At 41.6% G+C, this 21,947-nt stretch carries 14 protein-coding genes and 2 tRNA genes; 2 read left to right on the forward strand and 14 right to left on the reverse strand.

The window, feature by feature from the left end; genetic code table 11:
- Window positions 1-162: 162 nt before the first annotated feature.
- The 8 genes from LH29_RS20650 to LH29_RS20685 form a co-directional block, all read right to left on the reverse strand.
- A complete protein-coding gene (locus tag LH29_RS20650) occupies window positions 163-411 on the reverse strand; it encodes a GIY-YIG nuclease family protein (RefSeq protein WP_045033242.1) in 249 nt (82 codons plus the stop codon).
- A gap of 31 nt (window positions 412-442) precedes the next feature.
- A tRNA-Asp gene (locus tag LH29_RS20655) sits at window positions 443-516 on the reverse strand.
- A gap of 41 nt (window positions 517-557) precedes the next feature.
- A tRNA-Asp gene (locus LH29_RS20660) sits at window positions 558-631 on the reverse strand.
- A 155-nt stretch (window positions 632-786) separates the two neighbouring features.
- Window positions 787-1,701 carry a metallophosphoesterase gene (locus tag LH29_RS20665; protein ID WP_045033243.1) on the reverse strand — a complete coding sequence of 305 codons (915 nt, stop codon included), beginning with the start codon at window positions 1,699-1,701 and terminating at the stop codon, window positions 787-789.
- 168 nt (window positions 1,702-1,869) lie between these two features.
- Window positions 1,870-3,171, reverse strand: a complete 1,302-nt coding sequence (locus tag LH29_RS20670) for an MFS transporter (protein ID WP_045033244.1) — start codon at window positions 3,169-3,171, stop codon at window positions 1,870-1,872.
- A gap of 30 nt (window positions 3,172-3,201) precedes the next feature.
- Window positions 3,202-4,245, reverse strand: coding sequence for a UDP-glucose--hexose-1-phosphate uridylyltransferase (locus LH29_RS20675; RefSeq protein ID WP_045033245.1), 1,044 nt, complete (start codon window positions 4,243-4,245; stop codon window positions 3,202-3,204).
- A 172-nt stretch (window positions 4,246-4,417) separates the two neighbouring features.
- Window positions 4,418-5,707 carry a galactokinase gene (locus LH29_RS20680; RefSeq protein WP_045033246.1) on the reverse strand — a complete coding sequence of 430 codons (1,290 nt, stop codon included), beginning with the start codon at window positions 5,705-5,707 and terminating at the stop codon, window positions 4,418-4,420.
- A 125-nt stretch (window positions 5,708-5,832) separates the two neighbouring features.
- Window positions 5,833-6,840, reverse strand: a complete 1,008-nt coding sequence (locus LH29_RS20685) for a GntR family transcriptional regulator (RefSeq protein ID WP_045033247.1) — start codon at window positions 6,838-6,840, stop codon at window positions 5,833-5,835.
- Window positions 6,841-7,191: 351 nt separating this feature from the next.
- Here LH29_RS20685 and LH29_RS20690 point away from each other — a divergent pair, with 351 nt between their 5' ends.
- Window positions 7,192-8,229: an aldose epimerase family protein gene (locus tag LH29_RS20690; RefSeq protein ID WP_045033248.1), complete on the forward strand. Its 1,038-nt coding sequence runs from the start codon at window positions 7,192-7,194 to the stop codon at window positions 8,227-8,229.
- A 143-nt stretch (window positions 8,230-8,372) separates the two neighbouring features.
- Window positions 8,373-10,277: an AMP-dependent synthetase/ligase gene (locus LH29_RS20695; RefSeq protein WP_045033249.1), complete on the forward strand. Its 1,905-nt coding sequence runs from the start codon at window positions 8,373-8,375 to the stop codon at window positions 10,275-10,277.
- 111 nt (window positions 10,278-10,388) lie between these two features.
- Here the strand turns inward: LH29_RS20695 and LH29_RS20700 are convergent, their stop codons facing one another.
- The 6 genes from LH29_RS20700 to LH29_RS20725 form a co-directional block, all read right to left on the reverse strand.
- Entirely contained in the window at window positions 10,389-12,611 is a 2,223-nt protein-coding gene (locus LH29_RS20700) for a tetratricopeptide repeat protein (RefSeq protein WP_045033250.1), read from the reverse strand.
- A gap of 173 nt (window positions 12,612-12,784) precedes the next feature.
- Window positions 12,785-14,443 (reverse strand): S41 family peptidase, encoded by a 1,659-nt coding sequence (locus tag LH29_RS20705; RefSeq protein WP_045033251.1) that lies wholly within the window; start codon window positions 14,441-14,443, stop codon window positions 12,785-12,787.
- 811 nt (window positions 14,444-15,254) lie between these two features.
- Window positions 15,255-17,096, reverse strand: coding sequence for an MFS transporter (locus LH29_RS20710; RefSeq protein WP_045033252.1), 1,842 nt, complete (start codon window positions 17,094-17,096; stop codon window positions 15,255-15,257).
- 29 nt (window positions 17,097-17,125) lie between these two features.
- A complete protein-coding gene (locus LH29_RS20715; protein WP_052671138.1) occupies window positions 17,126-19,579 on the reverse strand; it encodes a glycoside hydrolase family 9 protein in 2,454 nt (817 codons plus the stop codon).
- Between the two features lies 1 nt (window position 19,580).
- The gene (locus LH29_RS20720; protein ID WP_045033253.1) at window positions 19,581-20,912 is read right to left on the reverse strand and encodes a SpoIID/LytB domain-containing protein; all 1,332 of its coding nucleotides are present in this window, start codon (window positions 20,910-20,912) and stop codon (window positions 19,581-19,583) included.
- Window positions 20,909-21,847, reverse strand: coding sequence for a DUF4922 domain-containing protein (locus tag LH29_RS20725; protein ID WP_045033254.1), 939 nt, complete (start codon window positions 21,845-21,847; stop codon window positions 20,909-20,911). Before LH29_RS20725 ends, LH29_RS20720 begins: the two co-directional genes overlap by 4 nt.
- Window positions 21,848-21,947: the final 100 nt, after the last annotated feature.

Raw genomic sequence — 21,947 nt, forward strand, 5'->3', positions numbered from 1 at the left:
TTTGTAATAGGAATCAATTCCCGGAGAATAGATAATGTAGACGTAATACTTCATAACAAAAAAGCAGCCTTTTGAGCTGCTTTTGCGGTGACGACGAGACTCGAATGCTGACGCTACGATCAGCATCCTGACTCCTTTGGACGTCAGGGCTCGCGACCTCCTTTAGCTATACTTCTTTATAAATTCAATGGTTTTCTCTCTTGACAAATTTTTTAGCTTCTTTTCAAGCTGCAAAGCCTCTCCTCTTGTAGGTTTGGTAGTGCTCCAAACTAATTCCCAGGGAGCACCATGCTGCGTTGCTTTCTCGTAGCCGCGATTATGACGATTCAAACGATCCTCCAAACACGATGTCTGACCTTTGTAATAGGAATCAATTCCCGGAGAATAGATAATGTAGACGTAATACTTCATAACAAAAAAGCAGCCTTGTGAGCTGCTTTTGCGGTGACGACGAGACTCGAACTCGCGACCTCCGGCGTGACAGGCCGGCATTCTAACCAACTGAACTACGCCACCAATAAATTGATGTTCTAAACTTTTTTGTCAAAAAAAATAAGCGGTGACGACGAGACTCGAACTCGCGACCTCCGGCGTGACAGGCCGGCATTCTAACCAACTGAACTACGCCACCGTTTTTTTAGAACTTTTACCTTTTTTCGGGCTTGGTACCCTTTGCAAAGGTGATGCAAATATATACTTTCTTTTTTTACCTGCAATACAAAAAAATATTTTTTTGACATTTTTCATACAGCACTGAATATCAATACTATACACGACTTTTAAATTCTAAACTTTCACTAAATGATTCATATCTAGCTCCTTTTCACCACTCCACCTGTAGGCCAAAAGTGTTTTTGTACCCGCAACACACGAATCAACGCAACAAACATTGTGTTTTATTATGTGCGGTCCGGCCCCCCGGCAGTAGTGTCCGAAGAAAACAATTGGCGCATCATCGGGGTAAGGAAAGGTCTCCGGAACAATTTCAGGAGGAATAGTATACGACGGCATCGTGAACTTACTTTCAAACGAAGCGTCTTTAAATGTTTTTCCGTCCAGATTATCCCACCAGCGAATTCGGAACGAACGGGGCGAAACACCTTTATTATTCATCACCCTGATATCGGGCGGTAATTTCAGGTTTACACCTTTGGTTAGTCTCCACACACTTTGCGCTTCCTTCGAACTGGCTTTCTTATATACCGTACGAAATACACGCTTTCTAATTCTGCCATCTTCATACAATGAGTCGGCAACTTTAATGGCATCTTCGCACCAGCAGGCATGCACCACCCTTATTTCGCCTAAATCGAGATAAAGCGGTAATGTGCGCATCCACCGCAACTGTTCGTTCAGTTCCTTCGATCCCAGCGAATACTCGTTGATGGTTTTAAAAAGCGACAAAAAGTATTTACTCGGCTTTGATATAATTGATCTTCCTTGTTTGTCTTTCAGGTGGTAAATAATAGCATTGAGTTCGTGATTACCAAGCACCGCATAAGCATGGCCGTTTTCAACCATTGCTTTGATCGTAAGGATTGTCTTTCTGATCTCGGGTCCGCGATTAACAAAATCGCCCACAAAAATTGCTTTTCGGTTAGGATGCGAATAACTACCATTCGTTTTCCGGTAGCCCATTTCCGTTAAAAGCTTTTTTAGCTTGGCTGCATATCCATGAACATCTCCAATAATATCGTACATAGTAGTGATTAAGTGTTGCTAAAATAAAAAATAATGTATGCAACTCATATTTTCAGACCACTCTTTTTTTGCCGCATAAAAAAAGCCATCCGTTAGCAGACGGATGGCTTGCCGGGATTATCCCGAATTCGATATTTAATTCCCCAACGAGTGAGGTTTTAATTGTCTTTAAAGTTTAACGCTTTCAGCACGTTTAGTTACTTTACTACCAATTACGGCATAGAAGAACAGGTAAGCCAGACCTAAGAATGGTACCCAGAACGAAGGCTGGAATCCGATTCCGTCGGCAACAGCATTCTGTACCAAAGGAAGTAATCCACCACCTACTACAAGTGTCATAAAAATACCTGAAGCAGCAGCAACATATTTACCCAAACCTTCAACAGCAAGGTTAAAGATACCACCCCACATAATTGATGTACACAAACCTACCAGAACAAGCAACATAGCGTTAATTGGAACTTGTGCGAACACAAACGACAATGAACTACCCTGTACCTGGAATACCGGCATGCTTACCACGGTTGATGTAGGCAGAAGGATAGCCAACAGCACTAAAACCATACCAACGAATGAAGCAAACGTTAACATCGTTTTACTCGACACTTTGCTACCAATTGAAGCACCGACTAATCGGCCTGCAAGCATAAGCAACCAGTAAGTACCAGCCACAGAACCTGCGGTACCTGCATCCATACCAAAAGCTGCACTTGGATCGGTTAACCAGAAAATCAGTGTTCCCGGTACACCAACTTCAACACCTACGTAAACAAAAATTCCGATAGCTCCGAAAATGAAGTGGCGGAATTGCATAGCGCCTGCCATCAAACTTTTAATTGAATCTGATGCAGCACTAACGTGAGGCTCAGGAATGTTAACTGCCATTAAAACAAAGAAAGCCAGGGCAAAAATTCCCAATGCGATGTACATTACCGGGAAAATGTCGGTAATACGGGCACTAGCTACCTGCGATCCAATTAAAATACCTACAAAGGCAGGAGTAAAAGTAGCCATTACAGAGTTGAATGAACCTCCAACCTGAATTAACTGGTTTCCTTTATTACCTTCTCCACCAAGAGTATTAAGCATTGGGTTTACAACAGTGTTTAACAAAGTCATTGAGAAACCTGATACAAATGCACCAATCAGGTAAACTGTAAATGCCATTGATTCACTTGAATGACCCGATAAGTATTGAATTCCAACACCAACAAATCCAACTGCAATGGCAATTAAAGCAGTCTTTTTATATCCAATTCGCTGAAGCAAAAGACCACCGGGAATTCCCATTACTGCATAAGCAATAAAGTTTGCGGCATTACCCAACATTCCCTGAAAGTTACTTGCACCGAATTGAGACTTAAGCACAACACCCATTGGAGCTGCAAGGTTGGTAACGAACGCAATCATACCAAACAGCAGGATCATCATGATAATAGGCACTGTGTAATTTTGTTTTTTAGCTTCCATAATAATTTTATTGATTTAAGTAATTAATAATTAATTCTTTTTAAAGTGAGTTTTTGGCAAATCACGCAATCTTTTGGCTGCTCCTTCCGCAGTGATATCGCGTTGCGGAGTTCCAAGCATTTCGTAACCAACCATAAACTTTTTAACGCTCGCCGAGCGCAATAAAGGTGGGTAAAAATGCATGTGTAAATGCCATTCCGGATGGTCTTCGCCATCGGTTGGAGCCTGATGCAAACCGGCCGAATAAGCAAACGATGTTTCAAAAAGGTTATCGTACATTACGGTTAGCTTTTTGTAGATATCTGCCAAATCGGTGCGTTCAGCTTCCGTCAGTTCCAAAATATTCTGAACCGGACGTTTACTGATAATCATTGCCTCAAACGGCCAAACCGCCCAAAACGGAATTAATGCTACAAACGAATCGTTCTGATCGAGCAAACGCTCTTTCTTTTCCAGTTCGGCATTTACGTAATCAAACAACATGGTTTTTCCATGCTTTTCGAAATATGCTTTTTGTGTTTTGCTTTCTTTTGCCGGTTCGGTAGGAATTCCTTTCGACGACCAGATCTGCCCGTGTGGATGTGGATTTGAACATCCCATAATGGCTCCTTTGTTCTCAAATATCTGTACGTAATTGATATCCGGATTTTCACCCAGTTCGGTATATTGTTCACACCACAGATCAACAACTTTACGAATATCGGTAACTTCCATTTCAGGAATGGTAAGGCTGTGATCTTCGCTAAAACAAATTACCTTACAGATACCGCTTTCGCTTTGCGCCTGAAACAATTCGCCATCATCAATACCCCCTTCAGGAGTATCGGTAAGCAGTGCACTAAAATCGTTGGTAAATACAAAGGTTCCTTTATAATCGGGATTAACTTTTCCTCCGGCTCTTTCGTTACCTGCGCAGAGGTAACAACCTGGATCATATTTTGGTCGTTCTTCTAAAACCGGTTTTTCGACCTGTCCCTGCCAGGGGCGTTTTGCCCTGTGTGGCGACACAAGAATCCAATCGCCATTTAATGGGTTATATCTTTTATGCGGATGGTCTTCTATGTTAAAACTCATCTGATTTATTATGTCAGTTATAATTTAGGTCGAAAAACTAACTTATCCCGACTAAAAAATCGGGATAAGTCAAATATTCGGCCTCAAAGTTAAAATATCAATTGAAATAGTGCACAATTAAGCTGTTTTTTTTCGCACTACCTTTTTGTCTTTATCAATATGGCAGGTTGGTCTACAAGTCAAGCTTAATCGAACCTTTAGAGCGGATAAACAATTTATGACAAGAACCTTTTCCGTAAACATGTTCTAAAACTCCTACGTATTCATCCAGTTTTTCCTGTGGCACAAATGCCTGGATAGTTCCACCAAATCCACCACCGTGAACACGCCATGCTCCGCTGCCTTTCAGCACCATTTCGCTTAATGCCAAACCAAGCGAAACCACCTGTTCGTCTTTATGAACTACATCAAAAATATTCTGGTTGTACATGTACGAGCTGTAACCCGACTCAACTACCATTTGAAGGAAAGCTTCAAAATCATTGTTTTCCAGTGCCTCAACCTGTTTAACAACACGGGCATTGTCGCCCTGGAAGTGGTAAGCACGAAGAATTGCACGATCACCTGTTTTTTCCCTGATTTCAGGAATTTTTTCTACAATTTGCTCCAAAGTAACTTCACGAAGAACGTTGGCACCCAGCTCAGCAGCAACCGATTTCATTTCAGTAGGAAGTGATGCATATTCAGCCTGAGAAGCAGGATCGTCGTGGCCACCACCAACATCAGTAATTACTAGTGAAAAGCCGGTTGATACAAAATCAAAATCAACTTCTTTTACAATTGGATTGGCCGGATCTTTAAAATCGATCGTAATCAATCCTCCAACAGAACATGCTGTTTGATCCATTAAACCACATGGTTTTCCGAAATAATTGTTTTCGCTCCATTGACCGATGATTGCATTTTCAACAGCATCCATTTTCCCGTTGTTGAAAAGTTCGTTAAAAATAGCACCAATCAACACTTCAAATGATGCAGATGAACTCAAACCCGATCCTTTTGGTACACGGCCTTCAATACATGCATCGAAACCACCAATCTCGTAACCGTTATCTTTCATTTTTGCAGCAATACCTTTCACCAGCGAAGTTGATGTATAGAATTCATCTTCGTTGGGTTGAAAATCGCTCAGCTCCACTTCGAACTGAGGATAACCGGCCGATTTAATTCGTACGGTATTGGTTCCGTTTTTAGCTGCTACTGCAATATTGTCGAGGTTTACGGCACCTGCCAAAACACGTCCGTAGTTATGGTCGGTGTGATTTCCGCCAATTTCTGTACGCCCCGGAGAACTATATAATGAAACATCATCAGTTCCAAAAGTTTTTTCAAACTCGCCCATCAGCTCGGCATAACGATCTGCCTGAACTTTTAATTCGGCAACATCGCTGCCATACAACTCCTTGAATAACGGATTATCTCCTCCGTTAATTTTCTCATTTAATGTGCTAATCTTAGTCATAATCTGTTATTGATTTATATACTTTATATTCTATCTTTCAACTGGTAGGTACTGGTGGGTACAAATATAGTTTTTAAAGCCAGCTACAAACACCTCAAAAAGATGTTGCACAACAGATTTAACATTTATAAACTATTTCTGACAATCATTCGCGCTTTGTTTCGAATCTGCGACTTATCGCGCGTTACAACCATATTGGCGAGCATCTTTCCCATTTCAGTAAAATCGGTGGAGATGGTTGTAATCCCTCCCGAAACCACTTCTTTCAACATGGTATCGTTAAAGGAAACTATACCGAATTTTTTTCCCAGTTTAAACTTACAGTATTTGGCAATTTTTACCATTTCCACCAGGTCGCGGTCCGATATCAGGAAGTAGGCTTCCCACAACGAAGGTTTTACGCCGGTAAGTGTTTTTACAATTTCGTACCTAAAATTATTTTCCTCGCAAAAACGCCTAAATCCTTCCGAACGTTCTGCAGGTTCTTTCCCCCCCGGGTTTACAAACACCAATTTCCGGTATTTCTCAATCATCTCCTTCCCTTCTACCAAAGCATCATAAAAATCCTGCTCAAAATCCTGGTAAACCACGGGGTATTTTGATAAATCAGGCTTCAGCCGATCAATAATATATACACGGTCTTGTGGCAATTTCGACAGTAAATGCCCGGTATTATCAAAAGTGGCCGGCATAATTAAATACGATGTATAATTTCCGATACTTTCCGTGATCAGATTTTTAAATACCTTGTAGTTAAAATGATGAAAATATACCTCAACAACAGCCTTGCCTTTTAATGAATTTATAAGCGAATTATAAAGATCTTCTTTAAAAGCATTCATCTCGTCGAACAATACAAAAACACGCTCTTCAACCTTTATTTCGGTGCTGGCAATGTAATAGCCTTTTCCGGGCTGACTTTTTAAAATGCCTTTCGACTTAAGTTCGTTAAAGGCAAACATTACCGTATCGCGGCTAAGATTAAATTCTGAACATATCTGATTTATCGACGGGACTTTATCTCCCTTTTTCAAATGGCGTTTCTCAATTGAATTTAGTACCGAATCGATTATCTGACGATACTTCGGCACCGCTGATTTGGAGTTGATCGAAATTAGTCTTCTTCTTGGCATTTAGTTAAGCTTTACACAAAAATAGTAGTTTTTTATTACAAAATGATGTTTTAAAACACCACCAGTACCTACCAGTTAGATTATTGATTTTTGCATTTTTGTTTTTTCAAAAATTTCAGTTAACAGTTGTAATGAATACTGAACACGCATAAAACACGCTGCAATTGATGAAAGACTTTAAAACAGCTATTTTAACCAAAACTAAAATATAATACTTTGCTTTACTAACTTTGGTTGAAAATTCAGGAAAAAAGAGTAAAATAGCACTTGTTAATAGAATAAGATTAAATCAAAAATTGATAACCGGAGAATAACCGGCGCTCAAATAAAAAGAAATAACAACACATTAAAATGAAAATAACTGCAATACCATTCGGAACATTAAAAGACGGACGCGAAGCCCAGCTTTTTACGCTTAGTAACGATTCAATTAAAATTAAAATAACCAACTACGGAGCTATTATTACTGCCATTGATATGCCAAACAAAAATGGTTCGATAGATAATGTTGTGTGTGGTTTCGACAAACTGGAAACCTACCAAAGCGACGAGTACCTGGCTGGTTATCCGTATTTCGGAGCCATTATTGGCCGATTCGGAAACCGCATTGCCAAAGGGCACCTTGAAATCGAAGGCAAAACCTACGAAATGGCCATCAACAACGGCCCCAACCATTTGCATGGAGGATTGGAAGGATTCGACAAAAAATTGTTTGATGCCGAACTTATCGAATCAGAAAACGAAGTTGGTGTAAAATTAAGCTACTTAAGCCCTGATGGCGAAGAAAACTACCCGGGCAATTTAAAAGTTACCTGCATTTATACACTGAACGAAGAAAACGACCTGGCCATTCAGTATTACGCCGAAACAGATAAAACAACCGTGGTTAACCTTACAAACCATACTTATTTCAACTTAACCGGTGGAAAAGAGAACATTTTAAACCACGAGTTGGAATTAAATGCAACAAAAATAACTGACATGGTGGATCAAATTCCAAACGGAAAAATTCTTCCGGTGGTTGGAACTGCTTTTGATTTTACCTCGCCGAAAAAGATTAACACCGACGGATTGGAAATGGGCTACGACGATAACTTTGTTTTTGACAACGAAGACGGCGACCTGATTATGGCCGGAACGCTTAGCGAAGCAAAAAGTGGCCGTAAAGTGGAAGTTTACACCACCCAGCCTGGAATGCAGGTTTATACCGGCTATTGGATTCCGGAACTTACCATCGATGGTAAAAAGAAATTCGGAAGTTTCTCGGGTATTGCACTGGAAACGCAACACTACCCCGACTCGGTTCATCACCCAAAATTTCCAACAACAATTTTAAAGCCCGGAGAGCTTTACGATCAGAAAACGATATACAAATTTATAACCGAATAAAGGAAATGCCCGGAAGGGCATTTTTTTTTGATATGTACCCAATAAAACCAACTAACGGTATTTTTTCTATTTTTGAATAAGAACATTTTGTGTGAATATGAATAGAAGATCTTACCGGGATCTTTTTAAACATTTATCAACTTATGAAAACCATTGTTGCGCTATTTGAAACCGCCGTTGCTAACTACCCTGACAATCCCTATCTCTGGGAAAAATCAAAAGGAGAATACAGTCCCACCACCTACAAAGAAACCCGCGAAAAAGTGTTAGACCTGGCAGCAGGACTAATTCAACTGGGATTTAAAAAAGGCGACCGGGCCGCACTAATTGCCGATGGTCGCAATGATTGGATCATCAGCGAACTGGGAATGCTTTACGCCGGTGGTATTAACGTGCCGCTATCAATTCGTTTGCAAAACAACGAGCTGGCTTTTCGCATAAAACACAGCGGAAGTAAGTACATATTTGTATCAAAACTACATGCTGCAAAGGTTGAGGAGATTCGCGATGAATTGCCGGAACTGGAGAAAGTGGTTTATATCGACGGCAAAGACAATCCGGGTGAAAATGATATTGATTATAAAGAATTATTGGCTGCCGGAGCCATATTCAGGAAAGAAAATACCGAACTTACTGAACAGGTTTGGAAAGGCATTGAACCGGATGATGTGGCAAATATTTCGTACACCTCGGGAACCACGGCCGATCCGAAAGGGATTATGCTTACCCACCTGAATTATGCGGCCAATGTGGTACAGTCGAATTCACTTCTCGATTTACAATCAGAATGGATAACACTGGCTATTTTGCCATGGGATCACGCATTTGCACACACCACCTGCTTGTATGTGTTTATGTACAAAGGAGCGAGTATTGCATCAGTTGAAATTGGCAACTCGCCAATGGAAACTCTCCGAAATATTCCTAAAAACATTCAGGAAATTAAGCCTACACTTATGATGAGCGTACCGGCTTATTCAAAAACGTTCCGGAAAAACATTGAAGCGGGTATTCGCAAAAAAGGAGAATTCCTGTATAAAGTTTTTCAGTTTGCCCTAAAAGTTGCGTATGCACACAACGGCTATGGCAACAACCGTGGCAAGGGCTGGCGATTTTTCCTGAAACCACTATATTGGTTATTCGACGAGATTCTGTTTGCCAAAGTACGTGAAGGTTTTGGTGGAAACCTGAAATTCTTTATCGGCGGTGGAGCTTTACTTGATGTTGAACTGCAACGTTTCTTTTACGCTGTGGGACTTCCCATTTGTCAGGGTTATGGCCTTACAGAAGCAGCTCCGGTTATTTCGTCGAATGTTCCGCACGACGTAGTTTTTGGTTCATCGGGTAAACTGGTGAAAAATCTCGAAGTAAAAATTCTTGACGATAACGGTAACGAAGTTCCAACGGGAGAAAAAGGTGAAATTGTGGTAAAAGGCGACAACGTTATGAAAGGCTACTGGAATAACCCTACCGCCACTGCCGAAAGTCTGAAAGACGGCTGGCTGCACACCGGAGATATGGGTTACATGGGCAAAGACGACTTTCTTTACGTTCTGGGGCGTTTTAAAAGTTTGCTGATTGGTAACGATGGTGAAAAATACAGTCCCGAAGGTATAGAAGAAGCACTGGTTGACCAGTCGCCATACATTCAACAGGTAATGCTTTACAACAACCAAAATCCATACACTGTTGGAATGATTGTGCCCGAGATGGAAGCTATAAACCGCGAACTTAATCGCCGTGGCATTGAAAAAGGCAGCGATGAAGCAGCAACTGCGGCAATAGAAATTATTCAGAAAGAAATTAACGAATACAAAAAAGGCGGCAAGTTCCAGGGAGAGTTCCCCGAGCGTTGGCTTCCGGCAACGGTTGCCATTTTACCCGAAGCATTTACTACCGAAAATAAAATGCTGAACGCCACCATGAAAATGGTTCGCGATAAAGTAACTGCACACTTCGCCAAAGAGTTGGAATTTCTGTACACATCCGGGGCAAAAAATAGCATTAACGAAATGAATATTGAAGCCGTTAAAAACTGGATGAAATAAATTGAATGATGAATTTCGATTAACGAATGCTGATTGGCGATTGAAAAATACGAACGGTCTTTTTCTCAAAGCTAAAATCAGCATTCGTTGATCATCATTAAATTTTCCCCGCTATTCTTCCACAAAATACCGCAGCTGATCGAGCATGATTGGTACATCATCCTTATCAATTCCCAGCCCGGTTAAATAATGCAGGTCTTCGTGGAAAACCTCGAAGAACTCACGCTCCGTAAATTCTGTTTTTACAATCGACTGTTTGTAATAATCCAGCGCCTCCTTGCGTTTGCCCAAGCACCACTGCACATGGCCCATGTTCATCAGGTCGTGCTTGTTAGGACTATCGTCCAGCAATTTTTTGAAGTATTTCTCTGCCTGCTCAAATTTACCGGCCACCAACGAACACCAGCCAATGGGCTTCCATACCTTTTTATTTTCAGGCATCAGGTATTCCACTTTAAAATAGGTTTTTAAAGCCTCCTCAAAACGATCGAGCTCCAGCAAACAATGGCCAATATTCAACTGAACATTTAAATTATCTTCATCCAGCGTTTCCACCTCGCGGTAGTATTCCAGCGCTTTTTTCGGCTGTTTTAAATTGCGGTAACACAATGCAATTTTATTCAGGTTCCACTTTTTGTTTAGCTCAAACAACTCCGCACTTTTATAGGCTTTCAGCGCCAGTTCAAAATCGCCAAGCTTTTGGTAACAGTAACCCAGCTTTTGGTACAACTCCCCGCTTTTCTCCTCGTTAAGCAGGTAATTAAAAACTTCGGCGGCTTCATTATAATAGTTTTTCAAAAAATAGTATTCGGCAATATTCCGAACGATGTTTGCATCCTCTTTTAATGTTTCGCCAAGCACTTGTTTGTTATGAAAATCGAAACGCCAGTTGAAAATATCTTCAAAATCGGTTTTACGCGGATGTAATTTAAAAAAGCGATACAAATCCTGAATGTACAGATTTGAAATATAAGCCGCCTTTTTACCCGGATCAGTCAACACCTCATCGTTTTGCAGTTCATCAAACTGCTGCATTTCAGCTTTTAGCCCTTCAGCCATAAACTCGCGGTTTTCAGCCGGAATATTTTGCAAGCTAAAGCAGAACGAATATTTATCGGAATTGCACAAGACCGGAGCCGCTGCAATGGCTTTCAGAAACTGATCGGTAGACGAATCGGCGCGATTGACAACAAAATCAATCTCCGGGTTTTTGGTAAAGAAAGGCATAAACCAGTTGGCAAATTCACTGAAAAACGGGAACATTTTTAGCATGGCAAACGAGCTCATAAACACATCAGCCCCTTCCATCTGAAGCTCTGAAAACTCCTGCATTTTATTCATCAGTCCCGGCGAATCTTCAAAAATCTTTTCCCACTCAGGGTTTTCGTCTTCGCCAAGCGAATCGTCCATTAAACTGTCGAGGTTGATTTTGTCCTTCAGGTTAGGACTTATCTTTATCATCTCCGGCATAATCTCGTCGGTGATCTTCTTCTGAATTTTTTCCGTCTCCTTACTTCTGATGAGCTGAATAATCACCTGCTCCAGATTTTGTTTGAATTCGGGATTTTCGTTCAGCAATGTCAGCCGGCCGGTAATCGACGGGTAATACCCCAAACGACTGTCGTAACCGTAAAAGCCGATGAGCAATCCTACAATTGCCCGCTGATTGATTTCAGGCATTTCGTGTTCGTAGGCATCAAAAAGCACCGAAAATTTGGCCTCATCGAAATATCGCAACAAACTCATCAGCAGCGCTGAAACGATAAACGACTTGTATGATTTTTCAATCAGCTCGCTGTTTAAAAAGGACTTTAAAAATGTACGGTGCTCATCATTTAATTCATTCTGAAACCATACGAAATAAAACAAAGTCACCATTTTTTGCTGATGGTCGCGCGCACTAATACGCTTCGATGATTGTTTTACCTCGGCATCGTCAACCAGCGAAACCAGTTGCTCCTGCAGGTAAAAATCTTCCAGCTCATCTAATAAGGTATCAAATTGAAGCGTTGGTTTAAACCCGCGCTTTTTCTCGTATGTAACCGACGACGACATTTTCAACCTCAGTTCATCATAAATTTTGTCGCACAGCTCAAAAACCGAAATAATCAGCTTCCGATATACTTTTTGGCGCTCCGGATCCTGAATTCCTTCCACCGTATATTTTAACATGTAGCTGTAGTTCTGCTCCAGGTTGCGCCATTCGTCAAGGTGAATAAGTAAGCCGCTTTCACGGATCAGATTCTCCAGCAAATCGAAAGCAGGTTTTAATTTCCGCTCTGCCAAATGCTGACAGATGGTATCGTATTTTATTTTAAGGTCTTTGTCGTTCATAGCTTATCAAAGTTACAAAGACAAAAGTTTATCAAAAAGCTTTCCAAGAATTGTTATCGGCGAATTTGTCGTAAAACGGGCTTTAGGGCTGACAAAGTTTCAAAAAATAGCATTGAGGCTTTATGCCTTAGCGCTTCCGGCACTGGATTGGAGATGTGCAGATATGTTGTCTACTAATTATTTCTTAAATAATTTATTGCAGCCTCCAGTATTTCATCTTTGCCAGCTTTTATAGATTCTAACGTGGGATGAACCTCCACATCCGGGATGATCCCTTCTCGTTGTAAAGCATTACCATTTGGTGAAAATAATCCAAAACCAGAAAAGGCTGCTCTTTGTTTTCCCGGGAGTGGAATCCAAACGACCTGCCCCCAAGCACCTGATGTTCTGCGACCTATCAAAGTCGCGTGGAAATTGTTCTGTGCAATCCAAGCTTGAGTTTCCGTGAAGCTTTGGGTACTTTCATTTATTAGAAATACCACATTCGTAAGGTGGTGTGAACATTTGGTGCTGTTTACAATTGAGGAGTTATCTCTTTTCCACAAAAAAGATCCCGGATGTTCCAAATCCCAGACAACCATTTCCGGCATATATAAAACCTTTGATTCACTTAAATAACATTCTAATTGAGGTACATTGTATGCATATGAACCAGTATTCCTCAAGTCGAAGATAATTCCTGATGCATCTGAATAAGCAATCAGAATTGAATCCATTTTATCAGTTGTTAACTTTGATAAGTCAACATAGCCAATATCAGTGGAAATTCGTTTACACATTGGTAAATTCTGTTTCCGGCTTGATTCCGGTAGAATATGAATAATTATCTCCTTACTATCTCTGAAAATTGTTAAATCGTTTTCCTGAAAAAAAGCTAGTTGCGCAACATAACTGTTAATTCTATATTCTTTATTGCCTTTCGTTGATGTTGAAATTAGCAATGATAAACTGTCTCGAATACTATTAATATCACGATTTCCTATACGCTTAATAATATCTCCCTTTCTCGTTCCACCCGTTTCATTTCTTACAACAGTTTTCCCGTCAATATACTCAAGAAGGTCTACACATGCCCCATCATATAAATTAGTACCACTTATATAACCATGCCCGTCATTTAGAGCTGCGGCAAGTTTTAAGAAAGCTATTTGGTAAGATTGTTTATCAGTGACATCGATGAATAGAGGTATTGATTCTAATAATGTCTCGTCCCATGATTTATCCATCAAATATTTGTGCGGAGAGTAATAGTAAATTACATTCCAATATCTAAAAAGTGCCAGTAAGCGAAATTCAAGAGAACTGTAAACATTTCTATAGTAGTCTTTTTCATTTTGCGGAGAAAGCTGACCATTTGCCTTGTTAAAATCGATTCCGTAATAAGATGGATAATCAACATTTAATGATGCTATTGCCTTAAGCTCTTCCTTGATTTGGTTATCGAGAAATGAATGTTCTAACCAACACAAATTGACGTTGACACGTAGAGAATCGCTGCAAGTATTTCTGGTTGTACTATTGTAACTCCCCGCAATTTCAAGCATCTTTTTGAGTTCCGAGTTCACTTGTGCTTCAGAAGTAGAAGAGGAAATAGCAGGCATCGCATCTAATAGCAAATCATCCCAATCGAGCTTGCCTGCTGTAACGTTTGGATGATAATACTTGAGGAGGCCCCAGACACGGCATGTAATGGCCCATTTCGTAGTATCATCGAACGGATGTTCACAAACAAATTGAACGGGCCGATAAAAATACTTTTTTGCTGTATTCTGTGCATTAGAACTAAATAACCAACAAAAAATGCAAATAAAAAGGATAAAGTTGTGTTTCATGATTAACTTTTAAAATGCCTATATATTTTTTATAAACATAAGAAATACTCTTTTAATATTAAAGCTAACAATAAGATTTCAACAGAAGTTTGAACTGTTCTTTTATTGGTCCTCCTCCTTTTATTTAGAGTTTCTATTTCTTTCTGTAATTCATGAGTTCTTTTGCTCATTACAAATAGGCATAGGTAGACGTTTTGTTGTAAAGATTCGTGATACCTGAACTCAATAAAAGCTTTGATATTTGTTCTCAAATCACCAGGAGAACAGTAATTCCTGTGCTGCTAACTTTTTTATCGTCCTGCGGCACATTTTCGCCATCCTGCGCTACAGGAAAGGGTAAAACTCTTGCTGGACGACTCCGAACTTTACAGGGAGGGTAAATAACCTACAGGATGGGTAGAAAGTCTGCAGGATTAGCAAAATCCTTACAGGAAGGAAAGAAAGGATGCCATCTCTCTTAAAAAACTCGTACAGAAACACAGCGGGCTGAAAGCCCAATTTACTCTAACCCAACGGCAAAGCGAATGCGACGCCTTGGGAAACAAACAGCCTGTTATCCCATCGCCCTGAAAGGGCAAATTAATAAGCTGGGCTTCCAGCCCGATATCACCGCTGTTAATATACCCAAGGCGATGCCCTGGGCTCAAATGAGCTGTCCTTTCAGGACGAAAACTCACCATTTCTGGCGCAAACAAGGATGTCATCTTTCTAAATAAAACTCAGAGAGATGACATCCCTTACGAAACTTCTGTTCTGCAAACCATGCGCTTAGCGGTTTTGAACCGTTTAGCGCCTATAAAAAACGGGGAAATTAATCCTTCTCTTTAATTCCAAACTTCGGATCAACTTTAATAAACGGTAACACCAAAAAGATCGGGATGGTGCAGATCATTACCCAAACAAAGAAACTCTGGTAGCCGATTATTTCCTGCAGCCAGCCACTTAGCATTCCTGGAATCATCATTCCCAGTGCCATAAAACCTGTTGTAATCGCGTAATGTGCGGTTTTGTGTTTTCCTTCCGAAACGTAGATGGAGAAGAGCATATAAGCCGTAAAACCAAAACCGTAACCAAACTGCTCAATCACCACTGCTGCTGAAATCCACCACAACGATGTGGGATTTAAAAACGACAGCAGCAAATAACAAAGGTTGGGCAGGTTTATGGCCAGCGCCATCCACCACAACCAGTGTTTTAGCCCTTTTCGAGAGGCTACAATACCGCCTAAAATGCCACCAATGGTGAGTGCGATCATTCCGGCCGTTCCGTACACCAATCCCAAATCGCCGGTTGTAAGTCCCAGTCCACCGGCTTCGCGGGCATCGAGCAAAAACGGCGAGGCCATTTTTACCAATTGCGATTCGGCCAAACGGTACAACAGCAGGAACAGCATTATCGACACAATTTCTTTTTTGCGGAAAAAGGCTGCGAAGGTTTCGAAAAACTCGCCCATTACACTTTTGCCTTCGGTTTTAATGGCCACATCGCTTGCCGGATATGGCAAAGCAAAACGGTGATACAGCGAGAATGCCACAAACAAAACGGCAATACAAACCATAACCACCAGCCAGGAAAAGCGGATATTCCCCGAACGGCCAACAAAAGTAGCCTGCGTGGCTTTTTTCAGTTTCGGATCGAGTTGAACAACGGCAAAAGCAGGTTTATCCCAGTTCGTGTCGTTAAACACATAACGGTAAGTCTGCACCAGTTTTATACTGGCGTCACCTTTTTCGTAACCAAAATTCAGCACCACCTCTTCGCCGGGTTCGGGTTTTGTAGAAAGCTGAATGGGAATAATAGCCAGATTACCCACCTCAGAACTCCGATCAACCGTTTCTTTATTGAATTTCTCTTTTAAGGTCTCTTTTAATGGAGTTGACACTTTTCGTGTCCACCAACCGGCATCTTTTGTCGCTACGGGAGTTTCGCTGGCATAAAAGTTATTATTGATGTTCCATTCATCCACCCTGCTTTTAATGTCAGCCGCTTGTTCTTTGGTTACCAGACCAATGGGCACTTTCACCTCGTTCTCCGACACAAAATAAATATCGCCAGCTTCGTGCAGTTGCTGATAACTTTCAGGGTTAAACGAAATTTCCTGAACTGCAATATTCTGGGCGGTAACATTTACCTCCAGCGGTTCCAAACCTGTTGCAGTTTCCAGAGCTCCGGCAACAATTACCAAAAGCCCCTGCCCTGTAAGCATGGCAAAGCGGTAGAAGGTGCTCCTGATGCCCACAAAAAACGACTGATCGCCCTGCGACAATCCCAGCATATAAAAACCATCGGCGGCAATATCGTGGGTTGCCGAACTAAAAGCCAGCAACCAGAAAAACGCCAGCGTATACTGAAAGAAATTACTGACAGGAATGGTAAAAGCCACACCGGCCAGCCCAACGCCAACCACCAATTGCATGATCACAATCCAAAACCGTTTGGTTTTCAGCAAATCCACAATCGGACTCCACAACGGTTTTATCACCCATGGCAAATACAGCCAGCTGGTGTATAAAGCAATGTCGGTGTTTGAGATACCCAGTCGTTTGTACATGATCACCGAGAGGGTCATTACAATTACGTAGGGTAATCCTTCTGCAAAATAAAGTGTGGGAATCCAAAACCAGGGATTGCGTTGAGTTTTTGTTTTAGCCATTTTAGTTGATCGGTTTTATTTATTGAGTTCTACGGCAATCGTTCAAAACGATATCCTTTTGCCTGTAATGTTTCTATCAGTTCTTCCAAACGAAGATAAAATTTATCTGTTCTTTTTTCTTCCGTTCCGGGATGAATCAGCATAATTGCCCCGTTTAAACTTTGTTCCTCCTCTACCTGTAAAATGCTTTTAAAGATTTTATCGGAAGACATATAATTCGCCATATCGGGCGTTGTATAATCGGCGTTACTCCGTATCCCGGGCGAAAAATTGATGGTGCGTAATCCCATTGCCGAAGCCCAGTTTACCGTTGCTGAATTGTACCATTCGTAAGGTGGCAGAAACCAGTTTGCATTTTTGCTGTTGATATCGTATTGCTGTAAAGCCTTGCAGTTCTCTTTCAAATCCTGCTCAAAAGTAGTTCGGTCAACCAAAAGCGAATCCCGTTTTGTCCAGTCGCAATACAAGAGGTGTTTATCGGAATGAGCACCCAAATAATGCCCGTCTTTTATTACTTTTTTTATGATCGGTTGAAATTGATTGTCACGCAAAAAGTCGCCGGTGAAAAAGAACGATGCTTTACCATCCTTTTTATCAAGCACTTTTAAAATATGCGTTGCACCTTCGGCTTTATCGTGCGCAGAAAACACCAGGTAAATAGTTTTTTCAGAAGGCTGAATGCGCCGGATAGCTCCCTGTGTATCTTTTTCATACGCGTTTTGCTGTGTCGCCCCCATTTTTTCCATCGACGACAAATAGTAACTCAAACTTGCCGTGCCGTCCATGGTGGGTTCGTTTGATGAGTAATCACCCAGATCATCGTGATAAACCGCTTTGCCTCTGTTAAAAGCGTCAAACGGATCGGGTTGCTGAATTTCAATGCCAATAAGCCCGGAAAAAATTGAATTATAAACCGGTCCGTCAACCAAACCTCCATAAGTTGTTTCGCCCAGAATTTTTGTGATGGATGAATGTGGCATTTGCGGATTATCGCCTCCGGCAGGTAATCCACAGATCATACTTGATCCCCACGGATTACAGCCAAATAGCCAGTCGCGCAAAGCGGCTTCCATTTCGGCAAACGAGCGGTCGCCGGTAATTTCTTCGTAGGCGCGGGCCTGCGTAATCGCTGCCGCCACCAAATTATTCGAGCACCAGATAAAGGGAATATCATTCAAAAAAGGATCATCCTTTCCCCGTTCGTAAAGATGCGTTAATCCCTGTTTCAGATAAGTTGCAAAGTTTTCATCCTTTTCGGCCAGCTTTACATGCCCGAGATTCACAAATGGGTAGAATTGGTAATGGCGTGCAAAACCTGCCGACATCCAGGGCGTAACGTTTTCAACACTTCCCCATTTTTTGGCTTCAGTCAAATAATAAGCATCACCGGTAAGCTGATACAAAGTTGTGGCTGCCAGTTCCAGGTCGTCTACATAATTGGCTTCCTCGTAAAAATATGGTGACACGTTACACGCTGTTTGACAAGCACCCAGATCACTCAAGGCAAAAGTGTAAGCTTCGGTAGCTTTTGCTGCTATTTGTTTAGCAAACTCGGGGTAATGATCTTTCATCATCATCGCTCCCAAAGCAAATGATGATGCGTATTTTGCTGCACTCGACGAAACGCCGGTGGTGCGGTTTTTATGCTCTGCCAGCCCCTGCGGTTTTCCCGTAATAAAATACACCGGTCGGTATGTTCCTTCCAAACCGTAACGAACCGTGTCCTTATTGGGCAAACGGTAACCGCGGTGATCTCTGTCGTCGGCAATCTGGTTGTACATTTCCCCTGCCGAGGGATTCATTTTTACCATCCAGTCGAGGCCCCATTTTGCTTCATCCAGAATATCGGGAATTCCGTTTGCTCCCGACTCACCATTCTTCCGGTATTCATCTTTAAATACCGCCGGATTTTGCTCGTAGGCATACAACAACTGATAAGTAGCATTAGCCGAAGTTGTAAGGTATTGCAGGTAATCCGAGGCATCGTGCCAACCGCCGGTCACATCAATTTTCTGTCCTGTTTTGGTTGGATGATCCACAATAATTCCATCGTGAAGGTGACAGGAATCCTGCAAATACGGATTGTATCCACACCGCTGCTGGCGCATGTAGTTCAAGAGGAAATCTGCTGTTCCTTCATACACATCCGAAGCGATTTGAAAAGCCGGAGAACGGGTTTCGCCCAACTTAATGTAATAACCACCCGGATTTGTCAACGCGGAAAAATCAAGGCGAAATGCGGTCTTCATTCCCCAATCGGTACCCTCAACTTGCTTAACTTCTGCCTCATAAACCAGATTATCGTTTAAGGCATCAAACACCTGAAACTGTTGTGTATTTCCCTCTCCTGTTGAAAGAAAAACTGCAACCTTAACCGACTGTGGCAAATAGCCCAATTGATTGATAAGAATAACTTTCTGCTGTGCAAAAACACATGCAGCAACAAACACCAGAACAAATGAGAGAAACGCCCGCTTGGTCATGTTAGTATCGTTTTTCGAGATCTATATTTTTAAAATAATGATTTAGAATTTCATCGTATTTATAGCCATTGTGCCCCATTACAGCCGCACCGATCTGGCAAAGGCCAACACCATGTCCCCAGCCTCCTCCGTGCAGAATAATTTTGCCGGGAACTCCGTCAACAACATCCTCTTTTTCAACCAGAAATGCAGAGCTGTATAAATGCGACTCGCTCAGCCACCTGCGAATTTCCAGCTCTTTACCAACTGTTAAAGTCTTTTTCGATCCTACAATTTTTAGTTTAATCAGACGCCCTGAAGCACCGCGTTCGATTGGGATCATATCCAGAATTTTCCCGAAATCATACCCCGAACGTTTCAGGATCAAAGCAGAAAGTTCATCTTGTTTGTATTCCGCTGTCCAGCGGTAAAAATCTTTGGCCGTCCAGTCGTACTCGTTCAGCACCTGTTTCAGCACTTCTTCATCATCGGTATTACAAAACGCTTCCGGTGCATTTTTTAACCATGGAACTGCATTTTCTTCCATTGTCAGATCGGTTTCGAATCCTTTTGGAGGGACAGGATTGTCAATCACCGCCGTTAAGTACGGATGATTTACCGGCTCCCAGCAATTTTCGAATAGCTCGGCAATACCACCACAACATTTCGAGAAACGCGCATCACAAATCACGCCGTTGTAAGCAAGTACCACTCCGGCCGTTTCATTTACCGCCTTCACCACATTCGGGTTGTGCGAACGCGTTGTTCCCTGGTAGCGCTGGCAATGATCGTCGGCACAAACATGGAAATTCGTATGATCTTCACGGTCGTACCACTTTATGTACTCCTCGTCGGTTTTAAAAGTACTTTCATAGCTTTCCCCCGCATCGGTCAGTTTATCCTGTTTCTCAATTTGAGCAATCAACCAGCTGCGCGAAATAATGGCGTGTGCCTTCAATAAATCAAGCGAACTTTTGGCACTCATTTCCGAAGAAATTACGCTGATCAGGTAGTCTTCAATCGACAGAATATTTACAGCAGTAATTTGTCCCTCTTCGATGATAAATTTCAAAGCCCCCTGAAATTTCTGATCTTCTTTTTGCTCCCAGTGAAAATTTACACCGATGGTAACATCTTTTAATTCAAACTCAGAGTTCCCCTTATCAAGAGGTACAAAATACAATTTATCGTCACAGATCTTTGCGTTAGCAAGCTGTAGGGTTCCATTTTCGTAACTCACTGATTCATTGCCCGAAAAAGTATGTTTTGTTCCCAAGAGCTGGTATTCGCCGTGAAGTTTAAAATCGATTTTATCGGCACTCATTATGCCAACATGAATATTAGGACTGCTCATTGTTTTAGTTTTCTAATTAGCTTATCAAATTGCTTGTCAGGCCATAAAACCTGTTTCATTATACTTTCAATATCGTGTTTCCCGATCTTTAAAAAATCCTTTTCCTGAGGGGTGATCAACACGCCGCCCATATCAACCGAGGCCGGACTGATCAGAATGTTCTCCTCTCCTTCGGCAAAATACTGCGACGGACGGTGCAAGTCACGTGGAAAAATCAGAATTCGCCAGCCTCCATCATCATAACGGGCAAGAATGTTTAGCATCGGCTCCTCATCACTTTGTGGATCTTCAAGTTCCTCATAGATGTGAGCAAACGCATTAATCAAGGCCATTTTATCAGCCGCTTCCAACACCAAAAAGTTTCGAAGTCCATCTTTTATGGCGCAGTAATTCACTTCATCTTTTTCCCAGCAATCACCGTATTTTTCTTTTAATGCGCTTGTTTCATCATCAAGGGGCATAAAACCTGCATTTCCGGCCTGAAAATGAAAATGATCAGGTGCCGAAGCACCACATTTTGGACCGTTGTAAAACAAGGTAAAACCTTCCATGCCCTGTGCCAGATCGAGCATACTTCCAAAGTTTCCTTTTATCTGCTGCGGTGTATGTGCAAACGCCGGAATGGTAAAATGCTCAGGAAATATCGGGAATGGATTTACTAACACCTCGTAATCGCCAAAAGTTACTCCACGTTGCTCTGCCGGACGGTTTGCCGCACACAAAAAGCACGGGCGCGCTTCAATCGACTTTTTATCCACTTTGGCTGCCGACGAAACAATTCGTCCGGGATTAAACTGAACTTTTACCGTAAATCCCTCAAACTGAAATTCGCGCACCTGCACGTTTTCCAGTCCGGCAAAGTTTTTTCCGGCCAGTTCCCATTCTGTTTTCTGATCTGAAAGGAGTTGTTTTATTTCTTTTGAAATTGAATTCATTTTTTTTGTTCACGCAGAGTTCGCTAAGATTATCACAAAGAATGAAGATTCGGAGTAAAACTTAGCGCACTTTGCGCTTCTTTTTTCCTTTGCGTGAAAC

It is taken from the genome of Draconibacterium sediminis, assembly GCF_000949475.1.
Taxonomy (GTDB): domain Bacteria; phylum Bacteroidota; class Bacteroidia; order Bacteroidales; family Prolixibacteraceae; genus Draconibacterium; species Draconibacterium sediminis.